The sequence below is a fragment of the Nocardia pneumoniae NBRC 100136 genome, assembly GCF_000308755.1.
GTDB classification, from domain to species: domain Bacteria; phylum Actinomycetota; class Actinomycetes; order Mycobacteriales; family Mycobacteriaceae; genus Nocardia; species Nocardia pneumoniae.
Genome location: NZ_BAGF01000006.1, coordinates 114,026 through 135,227 on the forward strand (window position 1 = coordinate 114,026; position 21,202 = coordinate 135,227).

Sequence of the window (21,202 nt, forward strand, 5' to 3'; positions counted from 1 at the left end):
ATGAGGGGCGGCGGCCGGGCGACGGGTGGGCCAATTTCCGGCCGCGCGGCCATCGTCGGCATCGGCGCCACCGATTTCTCCAAGGACTCCGGGCGCAGCGAACTGCGGCTGGCCGCCGAGGCGGTCACCGCGGCGCTGGCCGACGCGGGCTTGACCGCGGCCGACGTGGACGGCCTGACCACGTTCACCATGGACACCAACACCCAGGCCGCGGTGGCCAGGGCGGTCGGGATTCCGCGGCTGACCTTCTTCAGCCACATCGGCTACGGCGGCGGCGCGGCCTGCGCCACCATTCAGCAGGCCGCCATGGCGGTGGCCACCGGCATCGCCGACGTGGTGGTGGCCTATCGGGCGTTCAACGAGCGTTCGGTGTCGCGGTTCGGGCAGTTCTCCACGGTGCTGGCCACCGCGCCCACCTCGTCGGGCATCGACGCGGGCTGGTCCTACCCGCAGGGACTGGGCACACCGGCCGCGCAGGTGGCGATGGTCGCGCGGCGCTACATGCACGTCTACGGGGCCACCAGCGCGGATTTCGGACGTGTCGCGGTCGCCGACCGCAAGCACGCCGCGGTGAACCCGGCCGCCTTCTTCTACGGCAAGCCGATCACGCTGGACGACCACCAGAATTCCCGCTGGATCGCCGAGCCGCTGCACCTGCTGGACTGCTGCCAGGAGTCCGACGGCGGCGTCGCGATCGTGGTCACGAGCGTCGAGCGCGCCCGCGACCTGCCGCAGCGTCCCGCCGTGATCGCCGCGGCGGCGCAGGGTTCCGGCGCCGACCAGTATGTGATGACCAGCTACTACCGCGACGCCATGACCGGTCTGCCGGAGATGGGCCTGGTCGGCGACCAGCTGTGGGCGCAGAGCGGGTTGCGTCCGCAAGACATGCAGGCCGCCATCCTCTACGACCACTTCACCCCGTTCGTCCTCATGCAGTTGGAGGAGCTCGGTTTCTGCGCCCGCGGCGAGGCGAAGGACTTCATCGCCGACGGCGCCATCGAGATCGGCGGACGCCTGCCGCTGAACACCCACGGCGGACAACTCGGCGAGGCCTACATCCACGGCATGAACGGCATCGCCGAAGCCGTCCGGCAGATCCGCGGCACCTCGGTCAACCCGGTCGAGAACCTGGAGAACATCCTGGTCACCGCGGGCACCGGTGTGCCGACCTCCGGACTGGTCCTGTCCGCCAACGCCGACTAGCGCTCGAGCCGGATCGACCGTGGCAGTGCGGGTGCGAAGTGCGCCGGGACGGCGGCACCGAGCGTTAGGTTGAGGCGGTGACGGATCGGCATCTGGTGGATGTGCACGTTCTGTTACTGCGCGGCGAGGAGCTGTTACTGAGCAGGCGGCGCAGCGCGGACGAGTTCGACGGACGGTGGCATCTCCCGGCGGGCAAGCTGGAGGAGGGAGAGTCGGCGACGGCCGGGGCGGTACGGGAGGCGCGGGAGGAGACCGGGGTCGAGATCCATCCCGATGACCTGAGCTTCGTGCACGTCGCGCATGTGGTCGCCGCGGGCCGGGAGCCGCGGCTCGGGTTGTTCTTCGAGACGTCACGGTGGGTCGGCGAGCCGGTCAACCGGGAGCCGGACAACTGCTACGAGCTGCGCTGGTTTCCGCTGGACGAGCTGCCGGACGACATCATCGAATACCCGCTGGCGGCGATTCGCGGCCGCTGCCACGGCGAGAGGTATTCCGAACGCGGGTGGCGGTGACGCGGATCGCGCGGTGCTCGATCTCAGCGGGCGCGCAGGTATACCGCGAACAGGTTCGTGAGCTGATCGAGGCTGGCTCGGGTGCCCGGTGCGAGATGGGCGCGGTTGCCGGTGAAGCGGTCGAAGACCGCGCCCTCGAGCACGGCGACGAAGTCGGCGGCGGCGGTCTCCGGGTCGGCGGAACCCTTGGCCAGGAACAGTTCTCGCGCACGCTCGACGGAGAACAAGCTGTGCGCGAGTTGGGCGCGCAGTTCGGGGTCCGCGCGTAGTTCCGCGAGCAGCACATGCCGGGCGATCAGGTGGTTGCCACGTTCGGCGAGCAGCCGATCGACCCACCTCGCGATCGCGCGTGCGACCAGATCGGGATCGGCGGTGTGCTCCGTGCCGGATATGTCCCGGCTCGGTCCGGTTGCGCTGAAGTCGGCGCGGGAGCGCTCGGCGATGCGGTCGGCGACGCCGACGAGCAGTGCGCGTCTGGTGCGGAAGTAGTACGAGGACGAACCGGCGGGCAGGTCGAGCGCGGTGTCCAGGGCGCGGTGGGTGAGTGAGCGGATTCCGCGCGTCGCGATCAGATCGATGGCGGTGTCGACGAGGAGCACGCGCCGGTCGCTCGTGGACATGATCACCTTTCCTGGCCGTCGATCGGCCCGTCCTCTACAAATGTAGAGGACGAGGAGGTGTCATGGAACCCGACATGATCCAGTGGGATGCCGAGCAGGCGCTGGCGGCGGCGCGATTGCGGGAGCTGCTCGATCGGCGTGGCAAGCCGATCCGGCGTCATCGCGGCGTCTACCTGTACGGTAGGCCGGGGCGCGGCAAAACCATGCTGATGAACCGGTTCTTCGCCGAGATAGCCTCCGAACGCAAGCGGCGCTACCACTTTCACCAGTTCTTCGCCCGGTTGCACGCCGCCGCACACGAATCCGGCTCGATCGACGCGGCGGTGGACGCGCTGCTCGGTGACGCTCGGCTGATCTGCTTCGACGAGTTCCACGTGCACGACATCGGCGACGCGATGCTGATCGCACGGCTGTTGGACGCGCTGTTCGCCCGTCGCGTCGTCCTCGTGGTGACGTCGAACTACCCACCGCACGAGCTGCTGCCCAATCCGTTGTTCCACGACCGGTTCGTGCCGACGATCGAACGCATTGTGGCGCGCATGGACATGGTGTCGGTGGACGGCCCGATCGACTATCGCGCTCTGAACTCGGGCAAAGATTCCCGAATGGGATTCGCGGCCGGACGGTACATCGTGGACCCGCAGCGATGCACGCCGCGCGGTGCGCTCTCCGGCGCCGCCGAGAATCCTGACGCGGTGCGGAAGGGTGACTCTGCCGTCGAGATATTCGTCGGCGCACGGAGATTACGCGCTATTGCCGCCGACGACACCCTTGTGATCGACTTCGCCGATTTGTGCGGTGTCCCAACCTCCGCCGCGGATTATGTTGAACTGGCCCAACGTTTTCAACGCTGGGAAATCCGAGATATCCCGCTGCTGTGCGAAGTTCCGCCGGACCAGGCGATGCGGTTGGTGAACGTGATCGACGTTCTCTATGACGCGGACCGTGAACTGACCGTGGTCGCGCCGACGCCGGTTCCCGACCTCGTCCAGGATGTGCGCGGAGTGCCGGATATATCACGTTTGGCGAGTCGGCTTTGTGAATTGCTCCAAGTCGTGCCCGTCTCGTCCCGGTAGTCGCCGTTTCACCGGCGAGGTGCGATGTCACCACTCCAGGCGCGGTTTAAGAGGAGGAACTCCGAAGTATTCGATTCCATCCCGAGCGGACCGCTCGGCATGTAACTATGTGGCTGCTTTGTGCAGTACTCAGATGTGGTGGTAACGCAGTGACCCGGGCGCGAGCGCCGATATCGCGCGTGATCGTGCTGATCACGCTGCTGGCTCTTGCCGTCATCACCCTGCGCGGATACATCCCAGGAATTATCGAGACCGAGCCGCAACGGCGGGCTCCGTCGGCCGTGTCGGTCGCGCTCATGCCGGTCTTGCTCACCGTGTCCATGGTGATCCTGCTGGCGGGTGTGATCGCCAGTCAGCATCGCCTGCCGCTGGCTATGCCCGAGCCGGAACGCGCGCAGGAGCGTCAGCAGTGGCGTCTCGGGCGGGTGGGCCTGGCGATGCTCGGGGCGCTCGCGATGCTCGCCCTGCTGGTCGCCGCCGGGTCCGCCATCTACTTCATCGGTGCGAGCGGTCCGAGCGAGCCCGCCCGCCCCCCGGCTCCCGCTACCACCACTGGGGCCCCGCCGGAGTTCGGGACGACCGCGCCCGCCGAACCCGGACCGGAGTCGTCGGAATTGACCGGAATGGCGTTGGTACTGGCCGGTATAGCCGCGGCAGGACTGGTGACGGTGGCCCTCACCGGTCTCGTCGTGGTCACCGTGGCGTCCCAGCGCAAACCCGTGCCCGCTCCGGGCGCGGCCGCCCCGGCGGCGCCCACCGCGGTCGACTCGCTGGCTCGCGCGGCCGAGATGGGCCTCGCCGCGATGAACGCGCCCGGGCAGGACCCGCGCACCGCGATCATCGCCTGCTACGTCGCGATGGAGCGCGGCCTCGCCACCGACCGGTCCGCCGCTCCGCTGGCATCGGACACTCCGATGGAGGTGCTGGCCCGCGCGTTCGAACGGGGCGCGCTGCACGACGCGTCCGCGCGCGAGCTGGTCGCCCTGTTCGAGGAGGCCAGGTTCAGCCCGCACGCCATGCTCGAGTGGCAGCGCATGCGTGCCCAGCAGCTGCTGCGCATCGTGCTCGCCGACCTGCAAGGGGAGGTGACCGCGTGACGCGGGTGGCGGCCGTGATCGCCTGCCTGATCACCGTCGCGGTGGCCGAGTTGGTGGCGGTGGAGCGCGCGCGGGGGTTGCTGCTGATCGCCGCGGGTATCCCGGTGGCGGTGGCGCTGGGCTGGCTGGTCTGGTCCTTGCTCGACCGGTCCGGCGTTGGGGAGGAACCCGAAATCGACGAGATGGAGAACGGTCCCGCGGAGATGTTGCAGCGCTGGCACGCCAGGGCGCAGATGCTCGCCGACCGCGCGGACGGCACCCGTGCCGAGTGGGACCGCCACTTGCGTCCGCTGCTGGCCAAGGAGTTCGAGCTGTCCACCGGCCAGCGGGTGGCGAAGAACCGCAGGGCGGTCGAGGCGGCGGGTATCCACCAATTCGGCCCCGAACTGTGGCGATGGGTGGATCCGGCCAATTCGGCGTTACGTGATCAGACCAGCAGGGCACCGGGACGCGCGGCGCTGGAGGAGATCCTCAGCCGCCTGCAGAGAATGTGAAATGGGTTGAACCAAGTGCGAGTACACAAATGACGATGCCGATGGATGTGACCGTCCAGCGCAGCGATGCCGTGCTCAGGGAGCTGTCCCGGGTCGTGGTCGGCAAGCAGGACGAGTTGCAGTTGATCATGATCGCGGTGCTGTCCGGCGGACACGTGCTGATCGAGGACCTGCCCGGCCTCGGCAAGACGTTGATCGCGAGGTCGTTCGCCGCCGCACTCGGGTTGCAGTTCACCCGGGTGCAGTTCACCCCCGATCTGCTTCCCGCCGACCTGCTCGGGTCGACCATCTACGACATGTCCTCCGGCCGGTTCACCTTCCGGCGCGGGCCGGTGTTCACCAACCTGCTGCTGGCCGACGAGGTGAACCGCACCCCGCCGAAGACCCAGGCCGCGCTGCTGGAGGCGATGGCGGAGGGACAGGTCAGCATCGACGGGGAGACCTTCGTGCTGCCGCAGCCGTTCGTCGTGCTGGCCACCGACAATCCCATCGAGTACGAGGGCACCTACCCGCTGCCGGAAGCCCAGCTGGACCGGTTCGCCATCAAGCTGCGGCTGGGCTATCTGTCCGAACAGGACGAGACCCAGATGATCCGGCGCAGGCTCGAGCGCGGCGCACAGCAGCCGCAGGTCAACCAGGTCGTGGACGCGAACGGTCTGCTGGAGATGCGACAGTCGGTCGAATACGTGACGGTGCACCCCGACGTGGTCGGCTACGTCGTCGCGCTGGCCGCGGCGACCAGGGGACATCCCCAGGTGGAGGTCGGCGCGAGCCCGCGCGCCGAGCTGGATCTCGTGCAGATGTCCAGGGCACGGGCTTTGCTGCTCGGCCGCGACTACGTGGTGCCCGAAGACGTGAAGGCGCTGGCCGTTCCGGCCATGGCGCACCGGATCACGCTGCGGCCGGAGATGTGGGTGCGCCGCATCCGCGGCGAGGACGTGATCACCGAACTGTTGCGCCGTCTGCCGGTCCCGCGCGCCAGCGTGACATGAGGCATCGCGACGCCAGCTCCGCGGTCGACGCCGAATTGCGGTGGCGCCCGGCGCCGCTGGTCTTCATGCTCGCGGTGTGCGCCGCGGCGGCCCTGGTGCTGGCGGTGCTCCTGGGCAAATGGCAGCTGGTGGTGTTCGCCGCGCCGCTGCTCGGAGTGCTGGCCACCGCGCCGTGGCAGCAGTCCGCGACCAGGATCCAGATCGACGGCGGCGGCACGCTGCGCTGTTTCGAATCCGAGGAGATGACGCTCACCGTCGCCGCCTTCGTCGAGAAGGGGCATGCGTTGCTGCGGCTGAAACCGGAGAGTCTGCCTGGGCTGGGGCTGCGGGTCGAGGAGGCGATCGATTCCGGCGTCGCGCCCGCCGGGCTGCGCCTGGCGCTCACCGCGGATCGGTGGGGCCGCTACCCCGTCTCGGTGCGGGTGTCGGCGCTGAGCCCGGCGGGACTGGCGATCGCCACGGCGGTGCTGCCCGCGGGTGAGCTGTTCGTCTACCCGATCACCGATCCGCAGCGGATGCGCTTGCCGCGCACCGAGCTTCCCGAGCGGCTCGGCACCCATCTGACCCGCAGGCACGGCCCCGGCGTCGAGTACGCCGACATCCGCGCCTACGCGCCCGGCGACCAGTTGCGCACCGTGAACTGGCCGGTGAGCGCGCGGCGCGGGCGGTTGTACGTCACCGAGCGGCTGACCAACCGTTCCGCGGATGTCGTCGTGCTGGTGGACACCTCGCAGCAGGCGCCGGGACCGGCCACCGACTCGCTGGAGTTGTCGGTGCGCGGCGCGGCGCAGGTGGTGCAGTCGACGTTGCAGGCGGGGGACCGGACCGCCGTGGTGTGCCTGGGCCAGGCACCGCGCTGGCTTCGGCCGGACATCGGACGCCGTCAGTTCTACCGCATCGTCGACACCGTGCTCGACGTCGGCGACGAGCACATTCCGACCACCGGCACCCTCGCGCCGCACGCGGCGGTGCCGCTCGGGGCGATCGTGGTGGCGTTCTCCACGCTGCTGGACACCCAGTTCGCGCTCGCGCTGATCGACCTGCGCAAGCGCGGGCACGTGGTGGTCGTGGTGGACGTGCTGCGCGGTACCCCGTTCCGCGAGGACCTCGACCCGATCCTGGCCAGGATGTGGCAGCTGGAGCGCGCCGCGATGTATCGGGACATGGGCACCGTCGGCGTCGACATCGTGGCCTGGCCGGAGGACGCCCGCCTGGACCAGATCATGCGCGTGCTCCCGGAGCACCGCAGGATGGTGCGGGTGCGCCGATGACCCGATTTCTCGCCGTTCTCTCCGGAGTGCTGCTGGTGGCGTCGGTGGCGCTGCTGGAGCCGTGGGTCGGCGTTTTCGCCCTGATCCTGGTCGCCCTCGGCTGGTGGTACCGGCCGCTGGCGGTGTGCGCGGTGCTGCTCGCGCTGGGCGTGCTCACGGTCGCCGACGCGGGCCTACTCGCCTCCGCCGCAACGGGATTGGTGGCCACGACGTATCTGCTCAATGCCGCGACGGTGACCGCGCCGCACGGGGTGGTGCCCACCACCATCCCGTCCGTGGTGGGCGCGGTCGGCTTCGCCGCGATCGCCGTCGGCGCCGCGCTGATCCCGCTGCGTCTGGCCTGGGCGCCCTTGGTGGCGCCGGTGCTCATCGTGGTGCTGTTCGCCCTGGTGATCCAGAGTGCGGCAGCCCGACGCGCGCCCGGCGACCGGGAACTGCGGTCGTACGGGGGACCCTGACACTCGCCGAATCTCGGCCATCGTGCCGGGCTGCGGTGTGGCCCGCGCGCCGTGCCGTGGTCCCGGCGACCGCACGGTGCGCTGGTCGAGCCGCCGTCCGTACCGTCCAACCGCCACTCGGCGGCGCTGCCGCTTGCCGGGGTCGGCGCCAGGCGATCCGGAAGCGCAGCGCGACGTCGCCGAGCGCCGGTGCGTCGTCGCGGTCCGCGACGGTAGCCGCGATGGCCAGCGCGCCGTTCGACCGCTCGTTGGCGGTGGTTGCCGCTCGCCGGGCGGGGGTCAGGCGGTTCGGAAACGTAGGGTGACGTCGGCGAGGACCGGTGCGTCGTCGCGGTCCACGACGGTCGCGGCGATGGTCAGCAAGTCGTCCTGCCGCCAGATGCGGGTGCGGATCGTTTCGCCGGGGTAGAGCACGCCCGCGAATCGGGCGCGGAATCCGGTGATCCGGCTCGCGTCGGCGTCCAGCACGGTGTCGGTCGCGGTCTTGCAGACGATGCCGTAGGTGCACAGCCCGTGCAGGATGGGCGCGGGAAACCCGGCGGCGCGGGCGAATTCGGGATCGGAGTGCAGTGGGTTGCGGTCACCGCACATCCGGTAGAGCAGCGCTTGCTGCGGCAGTGTGGGCGTGGTGACGTCGAAATCCGGTGCGCGGTCGGGCAACTCGGTCTTGGTGCTGGGTCCGCGCTCGCCGCCGAAACCGCCCTCGCCCTTGGCGAAGATCGACGAACGGGCCGTCCACAGCGGCGCTCCATCGGAACCGGTGACGATGTGCTCCTGCACGACCACCGCCGCGGAGCCCTTGTCCCAGATCTCCGCGATCCGGCCGGTGCTGGTCGCCTTGCCCGCGGCCGGGATCGGCCGGTGCACCTCGATCTCCTGGTGGCCGTGCACCACCTTCGCCAGATCGATGTCGATGCCGGGGAAGCTCACCTTCGGCGGCTCGGTCTCGTGCAGCGTCGGCGCGACGGTCGCGAAGGTCGGCAGCACCTGCGGTTCCCGATCGTCGAGGTAGCGCAGCTCGGCCGGGTCGGTCCAGCGCGCACCCGCGCCGAGACCCAGCTGGTAGAGCTGCACGTCCGACGGTGTCCAGGCGAACTCCCGGCTGGGCAGCTGCGCGCCGAGCGCGATCTTCGGGTCGATGGGCATCAGAACTCCTTGTGCATGATTGTGGACGAATCCGGTCTGCGCCGTGGCCGCCGATCCAATCTCGGTGTTGCCACCGGACGCCATGGCTCGATCCTGCAGGCCGCGATACTGGTCCGCTCGTTGTCGTCCGCTCCGTAGGACGATTGCGCCCGAGCCGGATGACGTTTGGTGGCCCGCCGTCGAGCCGCGTCATGACCTCACGCCCCGGCCGTGGCCGCGGCGGGCTGCTCCTTCTTCCGCTCGGCGATATCCAGCACCGCCAGATAGCCGAAGGTCAGCGCTGGGCCGATGGTGGCGCCGGGGCCCGCGTAGGTGTGGCCCATGACCGGGGCGCTGACGTTGCCGGAGGCGTACAGCCCTTCGATGACGGTCTCGTCCTCCCGCAGCACCCGCCCCGCGGTGTCCGTGACCAGGCCGCCCTTGGTGCCGAGATCGCCGGGCACGATCTTGGCGGCGTAGAACGGTCCCTCCACCAGCGCGGCCAAACAAGGGTTCGGTTTGACGGTCGGGTCGCCGTAGTACTTGTCGTAGGCGCTGGCGCCGCGGTGGAAGTCCTCGTCCACGCCGGTGGCCGCGAAGCCGTTGAACCGTTCGACGGTCGCGGCCAGGTTCTGCTCCGGCACGCCGATCTTCGCGGCCAGTTCGGCCAGCGTCGGCGCCTGCACGATGAGGTCGTTTTCCATCCAGCGGGACGGAAACCGCTGGCCGGGCTGCAACCCCGCGAAGATGTAGCGGTTGCGGTAGCGCTGGTCGAACACCAGCCAGGCGGGGACGTTCTCGCCGGGGCCATCGCCCTGGCCGTACTCGCCGCCGTACATGGTGTGCACGGCCTCGACGTAAGGAGCGGACTCATTTCCGAAACGCTTCCCGTCGGCGTTCACGATGATGCAGCCCGGCAGATTGCGCTCCGCCAGGCAGAACCATGGCTTGCCGCCCTTGAAGATCGTCGGCCCCCACCAGGCGTCGGCCATGATGTCGACGGCGGCGCCGAGTTCCAGCCCGGCGTTGATGCCGTCGCCGGTGTTGGCGGGCGCGCCGGTGGTCCATTCGGTGGAGATGGGCTCGCGCTGGTAGGCGTGCCGCATCTCGGCGTTGTGCTCGAAGCCGCCGGTGGCCAGCACGACGCCGTGGCGGGCGGTGAAGCGGACGGTCTGCCCCTCGTGTTCGGCCTCGACGCCGGTGACCCGATCATCCTCGACGATCAGCCGGGTCAGCGGGGTGTTCAGCAGCACGGGCACGTCCGCGTCGAGCAGCCCCTTGCGCAGCGCGGCGGCCAGCGCCTGGCCCATGCCGAGCAGATGCTTGCCGGTGATCCGTGCCCAGGTGGTGCGCGCGCCGACCCGCATGGCGCGCAGCATGCCGCGCGGATGTCGCCGGATGAGGTTGAGCTGCTTGAAATCGGCCTGGGTGACGACGACGTTCAGCGGCGCCTTGCTGTAGGGCGGTTCCAGATTGAACCGCTCCGCGCCGAGGATTTTGGCGTTGAACGGCTTCGGTTCGCACGAGCGTCCCTCGGCGCGGCCGCCGGGGGCCTCGGGGTAGTAGTCGGAGTAGCCCGGCACCCAGCGCATCTTCAGCGGCGTGTGGTCGAGCACGAAGTCGAAGGCTTCGGCGCCGCGGTCGATGTAGGTGTCGATGCGGTCCTTGGGCACGACGTCGCCGATGATGCTGTGCAGGTAGGTCCGTGCGTCCTCGCGGTCGTCGGGCCGACCGGACGCGCGCAACGCCTTGTTGCCAGGGATCCACACGCCGCCACCGGAGCGTGCGGTCGACCCGCCGTAGTGCGCGGCCTTTTCGATGACCACCACGCTCAGCCCGTGATGGGCCGCGGTGAGGGCGGCGGTCATGCCAGCGGCGCCGCTGCCGACCACCACCACGTCGTATTCCCGATCAGTCATGTAGAACACGTTATAGAATGGACGCGCCATTGGTCTATGTTGTGTGGCAGAAGACTTGCTCGACGTTCCATTTGTCGAGGAAACTTGTTTCAGTTTCAGACCGGAGTTAAGGACATGGGCCTCGAATGGGACCTGGCAGGCGACGTTGTCGTGGTCGGATACGGCGCCGCGGGCGCGTCGGCGGCGCTGGAGGCGACCGCGGCGGGCGCGCAGGTGCTCGTGCTGGAGCGGTTCGCGGGCGGCGGCGCGTCGGCGCTGTCCGGCGGCATCATTTACGCGGGCGGCGGCACGTCGGTGCAGCGTGCGACGGGAGTCGAGGACACCCCGGAGGCGATGTACGCCTATCTGGAGCGGGAGGTCGGCGACGCGGTCACTCCCGAGACGCTGCGCCGGTTCGTCGAGGAGAGCCCGGCGCTGATCGAGTGGCTGAAGGGGCACGGCGTTCCGTTCGAACCCTCACTGTGCCCGTACAAGACCTCCTATCCGAACGACCGCTACTACCTGTACTACTCCGGCAGCGAGATCTCCGGCGCGTTCCGTGACATCCCCGCGGCCCAGCGCGGACATCGGGTGAAGGGCCGCGGAACCTCGGGCAAGAAGCTCACCGGCCCGCTCGCCGCTGCCGCGTCCCGGCTCGGCGTGCGCGTCGAAACCCTCACGCGAGCAACCCGACTGATCACCGACGGCACCGGTGCGGTGATCGGCGTGGAGTGCCACACGCTGCGCGACGCACCCGGACGTGTGCGGGACCGCTACACCCGCATGGCGAATATCGCGGCCAAGCCGGGCATCTACTACCCGCCGCTGCGCCGGAGGCTGGAACGGCGGATGGCCGGGCTGGAACGCCGATACGGCACCACGATTCGCGTCCTGGCCAGGCGTGGAGTGGTGGTCAGCGCGGGCGGGTTCATCGCCAATCGCGACATGGTGCGGCTGTACGCACCCGCCTACCGCGGCGGTCTCGCACTCGGCACCACCGGTGACGACGGCAGCGGCATCCTCATGGCACAGCAGGTCGGCGCGGCCGTCGACCGCATGGACAACGTCTCAGCGTGGCGATTCCTCCTGCCGCCGAGCGCTTTCACCGGCGCCCTGTTGGTGGACGCCGCCGGTCGCCGGGTCATCGACGAGACGCGCTACGGCGCAGCCGTCGGTAACGCGCTGATCACCGAGCACGGCGGCAAAGGCTGGCTGCTGGCCGACAACGCGTTGATGCGCTCCGCGATCGGGCAGATCGGCAAGCAGGGCGCCTGGTTCCAGCGCGGGCAGTTCGAGACCATGCGGCGCACCGCGATTCGCGGCGCCACGCTGGAAGAAGCCGCGGCCAAGGCGGGTATCGACCCCGCCGGGTTGCGCGCGACGGTCGATGCGCACAACACCGCGATCGCGACCGGCGCCCCCGATCCGGTCGGCAAGCCCGCCGAATTCACCGAACCGGTCGGAAGCGGCCCGTTCTGGCTGTTGGATGTGGGCATCAAACCGAGCCTGACCAATCCGTGCCCCATGCTCACCCTCGGCGGCGTCGTCGTGGACGAACGCACCGGCGCGGTCGAATCGACCGCGGGCGAGGACATACCTGGCCTCTTCGCGGCCGGTCGCACCGCGATCGGCATCTGCTCGAAGTCCTACGTCAGCGGTCTGTCGCTGGCCGACTGCGTCTTCTCCGGCCGCAGGGCAGGCCGGTCCGCGGCGGGCGAGCAGGTCTCCGCGCTCGATCAAGCAACAGTGGAAGGAAACTAGCGTGCTGTCCGACGCGGTACGAACCGAACTGGCCGACGAACTCGAGCGCGCCGAGCGCGACCGGGTGGCGATCGATCCGCTGATCGCCAGGCACCCCGGCATCGACGTGGTCGACGCCTACGAGATCCAGTTGATCAACATCCGGCGCAAGCTCGACGGCGGCGCACGCGTCGTCGGGCACAAGGTGGGCCTGTCCTCGAAGGCCATGCAGCAGATGATGGGCGTCGACGAGCCCGACTACGGGCATCTGCTCGCGGAAATGGAAGTCTACGAAGACGTTCCGGTCGAAGCGGGCCGCTACCTGTTTCCCCGCGTCGAGGTGGAGGTCGGCTTCATCCTCGGCGCCGACCTGCCGGGAGCCGACTGCACCGAGGAGGACGTGCTGGCCGCCACGGTCGCCTTCGCACCGGCGATCGAGCTGATCGACTCGCGGATCAAGGACTGGAACATCGGGCTGGCCGACACCATCTCCGACAACGCGTCCTCCGCCGGTTTCGTGCTCGGCGCTCAGCGTGTGGCGCCCGCGGACATCGACGTCAAGGCGATCGACGCGGTGCTCACCCGCAACGGCGAGGTGGTCGCCGAGGGCCGCAGCGACGCCGTGCTCGGCGATCCCGTCATCGCGGTCGCCTGGCTTGCGCGCAAGGTCGCGAGCTTCGGCGTCCGGCTGAAAGCGGGTGACATCGTGCTGCCCGGCTCGTGCACCCGCGCCATCGACGCCCGTCCGGGCGACGCGTTCCACGCCGAGTTCGCCGGACTCGGTTCTGTCCGTCTGCAATTCACCTAGGGAGGCTGTCGTGTCCGCGAACGGGACCGTCACCGCCGCGATCGTCGGGTCCGGCAATATCAGTACCGATCTGCTCTACAAACTGCTGCGCTCGGAGAAGATCCAGCCGCGCTGGATGATCGGGATCGACCCGGACAGCGAGGGTCTGAAGCGGGCCCGCGGGCTGGGGCTGGAGACCTCGCACGAGGGCGTCGACTGGCTGCTCGGACAGTCCGAACTGCCGGATCTGATCTTCGAGGCGACCTCGGCCTACGTGCACCGCGCCGCCGCACCGCGCTACGCCGAAGCGGGCATCCGGGCCGTCGATCTCACACCCGCCGCTGTCGGGCCCGCCGTGGTGCCGCCGGTCAACCTCGGCGCCAACCTCGACGCGCCGAACGTCAACATGATCACCTGCGGCGGGCAGGCGACCATCCCGATCGTCGCCGCGGTGTCGCGGGTCGTCCCGGTGCCGTACGCGGAGATCGTCGCGTCGGTGTCGTCGGTCTCCGCGGGACCGGGTACCCGCGCGAACATCGACGAGTTCACCAAGACCACCAGCCGTGGAGTGGAGACCATCGGCGGTGCGCGGCGCGGCAAGGCGATCATCATTCTGAACCCGGCCGAGCCGCCGATGATCATGCGCGACACCATCTTCTGCGCCATCCCCGACGACGCCGACACCGACGCGATCGCCGACTCCATCCACCGGATGGTCGCCGACATCCAGCAGTACGTGCCGGGCTACCGGCTGCTCAACGAGCCGCAGTTCGACCAGCCGTCGGTGGTGTCCGGCGGCATGGCCAAGGTATCGGTGTTCGTCGAGGTGGAGGGCGCGGGCGACTTCCTGCCGCCGTACGCGGGCAACCTCGACATCATGACCGCCGCCGCCACGCAGGTGGGCGAGGTCATCGCGGAACAGATCGCCTCGGCCCGGGTGTAAAGGAGCAATCGACATGGTCTACTCAGCAGAACTCGACATCCGCGTCACCGACACCTCGCTGCGCGACGGATCCCATCACAAGCGCCACCAGTTCACCGCCACCGAAGTCCGCGACATCGTGGCCGCCCTCGACGGCGCGGGCGTGCCGGTGATCGAGGTCACCCACGGCGACGGCCTGGGCGGCTCGTCGTTCAACTACGGCTTCTCCAAGACGCCGGAGCAGGAACTGGTCACCATCGCCGCCGAGACGGCCAAGCGGGCGAAGATCGCCGTGCTGATGCTGCCGGGCGTCGGCGTGAAGGAAGACATCAAGATCTCCCAGGACAACGGCGCGTCCATCTGCCGCATCGCCACCCACTGCACCGAGGCCGACGTGTCGATCCAGCACTTCGGTCTCGCCCGCGAACTCGGGCTGGAGACGGTCGGCTTCCTGATGATGTCGCACACCCAGCCGCCGGAGGTGCTGGCCGAGCAGGCTCGCATCATGGCCGACGCCGGGTGCCAGTGCGTCTACATCGTCGACTCCGCCGGAGCCTTGGTGCTGGAGCAGGTCTCCGACCGCGTCGCCGCACTGGTCGCCGAGCTCGGCGATGACGCCCAGGTCGGTTTCCACGGTCACGAGAACCTCGATCTGGCAGTCGCCAACTCCATCTACGCCATTCGCGCGGGCGCCACCCAGATCGATGGCAGCGCACGCCGTTTCGGTGCGGGCGCGGGCAATACGCCGGTCGAAGCGCTGGTCGGCGTGTGCGACAAGCTCGGCATCAAGACCGGCATCGATTTCTTCGCCATCGCCGACGCCGCCGAAGACGTCGTCCGTCCCGCGATGCCCCAGGAATGCCTGCTGGACCGCCAAGCCCTGATGATGGGCTACGCGGGCGTCTACTCCAGCTTCCTCAAGCACGCCGAACGGCAAGCCGAGCGCTACGGCGTCTCCGCGGCCGAAATGCTCGTCCGCGCGGGCAAGCGCAAGCTCGTCGGCGGCCAGGAAGACCAGCTCATCGACATCGCCCTGGAGCTACAGCGAGAGAAAGCGACAGTCACCGCCTGACCGGCGAAATACGGGCCGCGAACGGATACCCACCGTCCGCGGCCCGCGTTGCGGACGCGAACCACGCCCGGTGAGCTCGACTCGCCGGTTCGTGGCCATCCACCCAGGCCAGAGGCGGTGCGGCGGCTGGGAAGAGAGGGTGCGCCTACGGCAGCGGGGGCAGCGGGAAGCGGAGTTCGGCGGCGGCCAGATGCTCCTTCATCTCGGTATCGGCTTTGACGTGGCGAACGGAGCCGCCTTCATCGATGACCGCCTGGGCGAGTTCGTCCAGAATGTCCTCGGTCTGGCGAATCGGATCGCCGGACACCGGGCACTCGTCGCCGGAGAGACCGAGCCAGCCACAGCTGTCGCGGACCCTCCCGTCCAGCATGACACCATCCTGGATCAGCTGCGTATCCACGCCTTTCATGGTGCAGGCGCGCAAGCAGTTCGCCACGCCGAGTGTGGCTTGGCCGCCGGTGGCGGCCTTCTCCAGCAGCTGGCCGACCAGACCGACGTCGATATCCCGCTCGTAGCGCGTGACGATCTCGGCGGCGTCCTGCTTCAGCTCGCCCAGCGTCACCGTGTTCGGGTCGACGGTGAACGTGCCCGCCACCCGCTGGCGCAGCTCACGGGGCAGCGTGTCCAGAAAATGCGGTATCTCGTCGCGGTGTCCACCTACGGCCAGCAGGTCGTAGTCGTCGGCGTCGAACAGTTCCGCCAGCTCGGCCGCCGTCCGCCGGTAGTGCTTCTTGGCCAGCTCCTGCACCTTGTGGTGCACCCGGTTCTCCAGGCGGTCCCCCGCGTAGTTCGGGCTGCGCAGCGCGGGGTCGGCGATGGCGCGGGCTTCCTCGATCTCGTCGGCGAACAGTTCCCACACCAGCGCGCTCGCACGATCGACCACAGCGACGCAACAGCGGGCGTATTCCTCTAACACGGCCAGCATCGGCCGCGTCCACGCGGTGTTGTCCACGACAACCCGGTCCCGCACGGCGTGCGGGAGTTGCACCGCTTCGAACAGCTCTTTACCGCTACAGGAGAACATCGCGACCGCGCCGGGCTGCCAGTAGTCGGAACGGACCGCCTCGCGGAACCGCTCCAGGTCGTCGCGCACCGACAATCTGGCCGCCCGCTCCATCGATTTGTCCTTGGCCATCGGATTGATCTCGTCCGCCATGCTGTTCACCCGGCTCAACAGCCCGGAACGGTCTCCTGGATCGACCGGCAGGTGCGCGTACATCGATACGACAGGTATCCCATTGCCTCGCATTCGGCGTATCCGGCCGATCGTCTCGGCTGTGATCATGGTTCCTCGCTTCCATCCGGTCGGCGCCACCGGTCAGCGGCGCTTCCGGCATGCGTTACCGGCTGCAGGAAGGGACCTCTGTCAACCTCGGAGGTCTCGCCCTGATTGTTCTCGAAAGGGGCCGGGCGCACCTCGACCTGCGGGGTCGAGTAACACGGCGCCGAATCAACTGACCGGGCCGACAGACCGGGAAACCACCCGCGCGGCTGGCGCGATGTATAGCTTATGATATATAAGGTGCGATATAAGATATCTTCGGAGGTGTGTAGTGACTCGGACTGTAATCGACCTCGATGACCAACTGGTGGCCGATGTGTCGAAGGCGCTGGGCACCGGAACGAAAAAGGAGACGGTGAACGCCGCGCTTCGTGAGGTGTTGGAGACCCGTCGTCGGGCACTCGCTCTCACTCGTCTGCAGGATGCCGTCGCCGATGGCGCATTCGATCTGGATGTCCTCGAGGACAAGCGGAAATACCGTCGGTGAGCGCGGCTCAGTTCCTCATCGACACGAGCGCTTTGGTCCCACTCGTCAGAGGTGACGACGAGGCACGCGCCTGGCAGCGCGCCGCCGCGGCCGGACTGATCGCGATCTGCCCGATAACCGAGCTCGAGTTCTTCTTCAGTGCACGCTCCCTAGCCGACCGTGAGCGAGCGGTGGAAGACATGCGGTCGCTCTTCGGCTGGGAGCCAGTCGACGATCGCGCCTATGACCGGGCCTGGACCGTGCAGGGAGAACTGACGAAACGAGGGCTGCATCGCAGCGCTGGCCCTGTCGATCTGGTCGTAGCCGCCACCGCGGAACTGCGTGGGCTGACGTTGCTGCATCGTGACCACGATTTCGACTGCATCGCCGCAGTGACCGGCCAGCCACACCAGTGGCTCGGCCCAAGCTAGTCGGTACGGCTCATTCGATCGAAGAACTCGTCGTTCGCCGACTACAGCCAGGTGTCGAGAGTGGTCGTGGTGAGGAAGTGTTCGAGGTCGGCGCGCCAGGGGGCCGGGGTGGTCTTCTCGGGTTCGATGGCGGTGTATTGGCCGCGGTAGAACAGCAGGGGGCGGCCGGTGGTGGTCGTTTCGGAGAGGGCTTGGACTCGGCCGATGACGATGTAGTGGTCGCCGCCGTCGATGGCGCTGTCGACTGTGCACTGGATGGTGGCCAGGGCGTCGTCCAGGACCGGGAGGTCCAGGTCGGAGGTGTGCCAGTCGGCGCCGGCGAACTTGTCGGGTTCGCGGGAGCCGAAGCGGGCGCACAGGTCGCGCTGCTGTTCGGCGAGGACGTTCACGCAGAAGCGTCCGGATTTCTCGATCGCCGCCCAGGACCGGGAAGCCTTGGTGGGGCAGAACAGCACCAGCGGCGGTTCCAGGGAGAGGGCGGCGAACGACTGGCAGGCGAATCCCACCGGGGCCTGGTCGCCGTCGAAAGTGGTGATCACGGTGATGCCGGTGCAGAACTGCCCGAGCACGTTCCGGAACTGCCGCGGGTCGATCTCGGGTGCGTCCGAGGTCATCGTTTCGCTCGCCCTCTCGGTCACTGCTGCCGCTGCCCGACGGTGAAGTCGTGACCCCACAGGCTCACCGCGGTGGATTCCCGTGCGATCCAGTCGTGGTCGTCCACTTCCAGACCTTCGCAGCCGAATTCGACGTCGAATCCGCCCGGCGTCTTCATGTAGAAGGAGAGCATCTTGTCGTTGACGTGCCGTCCGAGCGTCGCCGACATCTTGACCTTCTTGCGCAGCGCCCGGTCCAGGCACAGCCCGACGTCGTCGGCGTTCTCCACCTCGAGCATCAGGTGCACGATGCCGCTCGGCGTCGGCATGGGCAGGAATGCCAGCGAGTGGTGGCGCGGGTTGCAGCCGAAGAAACGCAGCCAAGCGGGCTCGCCGTCGGCGGGGCGCCCGACCATCTGCGGTGGCAGCCGCATCGAGTCGCGCAGCCGGAAGCCGAGGACGTCGCGGTAGAACTCCAGCGCCGCCTTGTCGTCCTTGGTGCTGAGCACCACGTGCCCGAGCCCCTGCTCCTCGGTGACGAACTTGTGCCCGTAGGGGCTGACCACCCGGCGATGCTCCAGCGCGACGCCGTGGAACGCCTCGAGCGTGTTGCCGGAGGGATCGTCGAAGCGGATCAGCTCGTAGACCCGGCGATCGGCCAGTTCCGCGGCGGTGCCTTCCTTGTAGGGCACGCCCGCCGCGTCCAGCCGGTCGCGGATGTCTTGCAGCTCAGCGGCATTGGCGGTTTCCCAGCCCGAGATCTGCAGCTGGTCCTTCTCCCCGGGGACGATCACCAGCCGGGCCGGGAACTCGTCCATGCGCAAGTACAGCGCCTCGGGGTCGGCGCCCTTGCCCTCGACCATGCCGAGGACTTTCAACCCGTACTCCCGCCAGGCGGCCATGTCGGTCGCCTCGATACGCAGATATCCCAGTGCGCGGATTCCCATCACTTCTCCTTGACGCCTGCGAGGAAATCGATGGCCAGCCGGTTGAACTCGTGGAACTTCTCCAGCTGTGCCCAGTGCCCGCACCCGCCGAAGACGTGCAGCTGCGCGCGCGGGATCAGCTTGGTCGCCAGCAGCGCGCCGTCGAGCGGGTTGACCCGGTCCTCGCGACCCCAGATCAACAGCACCGGCTGGCGCAGCTTGTAGGCGTCGCGCCAGAGCATCCCTTTCTCGAAGTCCGCGCTCGCGAACGACTTACCCATGGCGCGGGTCGCGGCCAGCGCCTCCGGCGTGCTCGCCGACGCGAACCGCTCGTCGATCAGCTCGTCGGTGATCAGCGACTGGTCGAAGACCATGATGCGCAGGAACGCCTCCAGGTTCGCCCTGGTCGGCTCGTAGTTGAACTTGGAGAGCAGCTTCACGCCCTCGGTCGGGTCGGGCGCGAACAGGTTGGTGCTCAACCCGCCCGGGCCCATCAGGATCAGCTTTCCGGCCCGATCGGGGTAGTCGAGCGCGAACCGCACCGCCGCTCCGCCGCCGAGCGAATTGCCCAGCAGGTGCACCCGCGAGGTGATCTGGAGGTGGTCGAGCAGGTCCTTCAGCGCGGAGGCGCTGTGCACGAAATATTGCGGATGCTCGGTCGGCTTGTCCGAGCGGCCGTATCCCGGCTGGTCCACGGCCAGCACATGGAAGTGTTCCGCGAGCACCGGGATGTTGCGAGCGAAGTTCGACCAGGAGGACGCGCCCGGCCCGCCGCCGTGCAGCAGGACGATCGTCGGCCCATTGCCGACACCCGCCTCGTGATAGTGCAGCCGCAGGTCGGGTCGCACCTGCGCGTAGCGGGAGGTCGATTCGGCGGTGAGTTCCACGGTTGAGGTCACGGTCTCCTCCTACACCATGCCGTCGGTGACCGGGAGCCCGAACTCGTGCGTGCCGTACATGAGATACGCGCGCTCGGGGTCGTTGGCGGCGTGCACCCGTCCGGCGTGCGCGTCGCGCCAGAAGCGTTGCAGCGGAGTGCCGTTCGCGAGCGCGGTGGCGCCGGAGCTCTCGAACAGCTTGTCGATGGCCGCGATCGAGCGGCCGGTGGCCCGCACCTGGTCGCGCCTGGCCCGCACACGCAGGTCGAACGGAATCTCCTTGCCCGCCATCAGCAGCGCGTATTCGTCGGCGACGTTGCCCGACAGCTGCCGCCACGCCGCGTCGATGTCGCTGGCGGCCTCCGCGATGCGCACCTTGGCGAACGGGTCGTCCTTGGCCTTCTCGCCCGCGTAGGCCGCGCGCACGCGCTTGCCCTGGTGCTCGACGTGCGCCTCGTAGGCGCCGTAGGCCATGCCGACGATGGGGGTGGAGATGGTGGTGGGATGGATGGTGCCCCAGGGCATCTTGTAGACCGGATCGGTGTTCTTTTCCAGGCCGGGCGATTTCAGCTCGCTCATAGCGCGGAAGCTCAGGAACCGGTGCGACGGCACGAAAACGTCCTTGACCACGACGGTGTTGGAACCGGTGCCGCGCAGGCCGACGACGTTCCAGACGTCATCGATCCGGTAGTCGTCGCGGGGGATGAGGAAGCTGCCGAAGTCGACCGGCTTGCCGTCTTTGATCACCGGGCCGCCGAGTACCGCCCAGGTGGCGTGATCGCACCCGGAGGACCAGGCCCACGCGCCGTTGACGATATAGCCGCCGTCGACGACCGTGCCCGCGCCCATCGGCGCGTAGGAGGAGGAGATCCGCACCTCGTTGTCCTCGCCCCAGACGTCCTCCTGCGCCTGCTGCGGGAACAGTGCCAGATGCCAATTGTGCACGCCCACAATGCCGGCCACCCAGCCGGTGGAGCCGCACGCGCTGGCTATCTTGCGCACCGTGTCGTAGAAGACCACCGGATCGGCGGCGTGACCGCCCCACTGCTTGGGCTGCAGCAACCGGAAGAAGCCGGTCTCCTGCAACGCCTTCATGGATTCGTCGGGGATGCGCCGCAGGTCCTCGGCCTCCTGCGCGCGTTCGCGCAGCGTCGGCAACAGCGCTTCGACCCGTTCGGTCACTTCTTGCGTCATCTCGGGACCTGCTCCTGCCTGGTCGATTGACAACCGATAGTCATGTGCCTCTGAGACTAGAACAGGTTCCTATTTCTGTCGAGAACCGGTGTTCACCCCTGGTCGGACTTGCGCCCATGCAGGAAGTGGGGTGAATCGCTGGCGTCCGAGTCCTCAGTTTTGTAA

General features: G+C 68.5%; 22 protein-coding genes. 14 read left to right on the forward strand and 8 right to left on the reverse strand.

Translation table 11 applies throughout. The annotated features are described in order from the left end of the window. Both ON34_RS02010 and ON34_RS02015 read left to right on the forward strand, forming a co-directional pair. Complete coding sequence (locus ON34_RS02010) at positions 1 to 1,203, forward strand: lipid-transfer protein (RefSeq protein WP_040773566.1); 1,203 nt, start codon at positions 1 to 3, stop codon at positions 1,201 to 1,203. 77 nt (positions 1,204 to 1,280) lie between these two features. Continuing rightward, complete coding sequence (locus ON34_RS02015; protein ID WP_040773335.1) at positions 1,281 to 1,715, forward strand: NUDIX hydrolase; 435 nt, start codon at positions 1,281 to 1,283, stop codon at positions 1,713 to 1,715. A 23-nt stretch (positions 1,716 to 1,738) separates the two neighbouring features. On the opposite strand, the gene ON34_RS02020 is transcribed toward ON34_RS02015, so the two are convergent. Beyond that, a complete protein-coding gene (locus ON34_RS02020; RefSeq protein WP_040773568.1) occupies positions 1,739 to 2,335 on the reverse strand; it encodes a TetR/AcrR family transcriptional regulator in 597 nt (198 codons plus the stop codon). Between the two features lie 62 nt (positions 2,336 to 2,397). On the opposite strand from ON34_RS02020, the gene zapE reads away from it, so the two are divergent. The 6 genes from zapE to ON34_RS02050 all read left to right on the forward strand — a co-directional run bounded on the left by zapE (position 2,398) and on the right by ON34_RS02050 (position 7,723). Then, the gene (zapE, locus tag ON34_RS02025) at positions 2,398 to 3,411 is read left to right on the forward strand and encodes a cell division protein ZapE (RefSeq protein ID WP_051022069.1); all 1,014 of its coding nucleotides are present in this window, start codon (positions 2,398 to 2,400) and stop codon (positions 3,409 to 3,411) included. A gap of 149 nt (positions 3,412 to 3,560) precedes the next feature. Further along, positions 3,561 to 4,508, forward strand: a complete 948-nt coding sequence (locus ON34_RS02030) for a DUF4129 domain-containing protein (protein WP_245547843.1) — start codon at positions 3,561 to 3,563, stop codon at positions 4,506 to 4,508. Next, the gene (locus tag ON34_RS02035; RefSeq protein ID WP_040773339.1) at positions 4,505 to 5,002 is read left to right on the forward strand and encodes a hypothetical protein; all 498 of its coding nucleotides are present in this window, start codon (positions 4,505 to 4,507) and stop codon (positions 5,000 to 5,002) included. Before ON34_RS02030 ends, ON34_RS02035 begins: the two co-directional genes overlap by 4 nt. A gap of 29 nt (positions 5,003 to 5,031) precedes the next feature. Beyond that, positions 5,032 to 5,994 carry an AAA family ATPase gene (locus ON34_RS02040; RefSeq protein WP_040773341.1) on the forward strand — a complete coding sequence of 321 codons (963 nt, stop codon included), beginning with the start codon at positions 5,032 to 5,034 and terminating at the stop codon, positions 5,992 to 5,994. Further along, the gene (locus tag ON34_RS02045) at positions 5,991 to 7,265 is read left to right on the forward strand and encodes a DUF58 domain-containing protein (protein WP_040773342.1); all 1,275 of its coding nucleotides are present in this window, start codon (positions 5,991 to 5,993) and stop codon (positions 7,263 to 7,265) included. Before ON34_RS02040 ends, ON34_RS02045 begins: the two co-directional genes overlap by 4 nt. Further along, positions 7,262 to 7,723 carry a hypothetical protein gene (locus tag ON34_RS02050; protein ID WP_051022070.1) on the forward strand — a complete coding sequence of 154 codons (462 nt, stop codon included), beginning with the start codon at positions 7,262 to 7,264 and terminating at the stop codon, positions 7,721 to 7,723. The genes ON34_RS02045 and ON34_RS02050 overlap by 4 nt, the downstream gene beginning before the upstream one ends. Before the next feature lie 279 nt (positions 7,724 to 8,002). On the opposite strand, the gene chsH3 is transcribed toward ON34_RS02050, so the two are convergent. Both chsH3 and kstD read right to left on the reverse strand, forming a co-directional pair. Continuing rightward, the gene (gene chsH3 / locus ON34_RS02055) at positions 8,003 to 8,869 is read right to left on the reverse strand and encodes an enoyl-CoA hydratase ChsH3 (protein WP_040773577.1); all 867 of its coding nucleotides are present in this window, start codon (positions 8,867 to 8,869) and stop codon (positions 8,003 to 8,005) included. A gap of 197 nt (positions 8,870 to 9,066) precedes the next feature. Further along, positions 9,067 to 10,767, reverse strand: coding sequence for a 3-oxosteroid 1-dehydrogenase (gene kstD, locus ON34_RS02060; RefSeq protein WP_083889094.1), 1,701 nt, complete (start codon positions 10,765 to 10,767; stop codon positions 9,067 to 9,069). 114 nt (positions 10,768 to 10,881) lie between these two features. Here kstD and ON34_RS02065 point away from each other — a divergent pair, with 114 nt between their 5' ends. From ON34_RS02065 to dmpG, 4 genes are read left to right on the forward strand one after another with little or no spacing between them, the layout of a single operon-like run. After that, positions 10,882 to 12,507: an FAD-binding protein gene (locus ON34_RS02065; protein WP_040773343.1), complete on the forward strand. Its 1,626-nt coding sequence runs from the start codon at positions 10,882 to 10,884 to the stop codon at positions 12,505 to 12,507. A gap of 1 nt (position 12,508) precedes the next feature. Then, a complete protein-coding gene (locus ON34_RS02070) occupies positions 12,509 to 13,294 on the forward strand; it encodes a 2-keto-4-pentenoate hydratase (RefSeq protein ID WP_040773344.1) in 786 nt (261 codons plus the stop codon). A 10-nt stretch (positions 13,295 to 13,304) separates the two neighbouring features. Continuing rightward, positions 13,305 to 14,216 carry an acetaldehyde dehydrogenase (acetylating) gene (locus tag ON34_RS02075; RefSeq protein ID WP_040773346.1) on the forward strand — a complete coding sequence of 304 codons (912 nt, stop codon included), beginning with the start codon at positions 13,305 to 13,307 and terminating at the stop codon, positions 14,214 to 14,216. Positions 14,217 to 14,229: 13 nt separating this feature from the next. Next, positions 14,230 to 15,267 (forward strand): 4-hydroxy-2-oxovalerate aldolase, encoded by a 1,038-nt coding sequence (gene dmpG / locus ON34_RS02080; protein WP_040773349.1) that lies wholly within the window; start codon positions 14,230 to 14,232, stop codon positions 15,265 to 15,267. Between the two features lie 145 nt (positions 15,268 to 15,412). Here the strand turns inward: dmpG and ON34_RS02085 are convergent, their stop codons facing one another. Then, positions 15,413 to 16,552 (reverse strand): baeRF10 domain-containing protein, encoded by a 1,140-nt coding sequence (locus tag ON34_RS02085; RefSeq protein WP_040773352.1) that lies wholly within the window; start codon positions 16,550 to 16,552, stop codon positions 15,413 to 15,415. Between the two features lie 268 nt (positions 16,553 to 16,820). Here ON34_RS02085 and ON34_RS02090 point away from each other — a divergent pair, with 268 nt between their 5' ends. Continuing rightward, positions 16,821 to 17,036 carry a type II toxin-antitoxin system VapB family antitoxin gene (locus ON34_RS02090; RefSeq protein ID WP_040773354.1) on the forward strand — a complete coding sequence of 72 codons (216 nt, stop codon included), beginning with the start codon at positions 16,821 to 16,823 and terminating at the stop codon, positions 17,034 to 17,036. Then, positions 17,033 to 17,446, forward strand: coding sequence for a PIN domain nuclease (locus ON34_RS02095; protein WP_040773355.1), 414 nt, complete (start codon positions 17,033 to 17,035; stop codon positions 17,444 to 17,446). The genes ON34_RS02090 and ON34_RS02095 overlap by 4 nt, the downstream gene beginning before the upstream one ends. A gap of 41 nt (positions 17,447 to 17,487) precedes the next feature. On the opposite strand, the gene hsaB is transcribed toward ON34_RS02095, so the two are convergent. Genes hsaB through hsaA form a run of 4 tightly spaced genes read right to left on the reverse strand, consistent with a single transcriptional unit; the run spans position 17,488 to position 21,037 of the window. Continuing rightward, on the reverse strand, positions 17,488 to 18,060 hold the full coding sequence (gene hsaB, locus ON34_RS02100) for a 3-hydroxy-9,10-secoandrosta-1,3,5(10)-triene-9,17-dione monooxygenase reductase subunit (RefSeq protein WP_040773358.1): 573 nt from the start codon (positions 18,058 to 18,060) through the stop codon (positions 17,488 to 17,490). Between the two features lie 20 nt (positions 18,061 to 18,080). Further along, positions 18,081 to 18,986, reverse strand: a complete 906-nt coding sequence (hsaC, locus tag ON34_RS02105) for an iron-dependent extradiol dioxygenase HsaC (protein ID WP_040773361.1) — start codon at positions 18,984 to 18,986, stop codon at positions 18,081 to 18,083. Further along, a complete protein-coding gene (gene hsaD / locus ON34_RS02110) occupies positions 18,986 to 19,864 on the reverse strand; it encodes a 4,5:9,10-diseco-3-hydroxy-5,9,17-trioxoandrosta-1(10),2-diene-4-oate hydrolase (RefSeq protein WP_040773364.1) in 879 nt (292 codons plus the stop codon). The genes hsaC and hsaD overlap by 1 nt, the downstream gene beginning before the upstream one ends. 9 nt (positions 19,865 to 19,873) lie before the next feature. Beyond that, positions 19,874 to 21,037 carry a 3-hydroxy-9,10-secoandrosta-1,3,5(10)-triene-9,17-dione monooxygenase oxygenase subunit gene (gene hsaA / locus ON34_RS02115; RefSeq protein ID WP_040773367.1) on the reverse strand — a complete coding sequence of 388 codons (1,164 nt, stop codon included), beginning with the start codon at positions 21,035 to 21,037 and terminating at the stop codon, positions 19,874 to 19,876. Positions 21,038 to 21,202 lie beyond the last annotated feature (165 nt).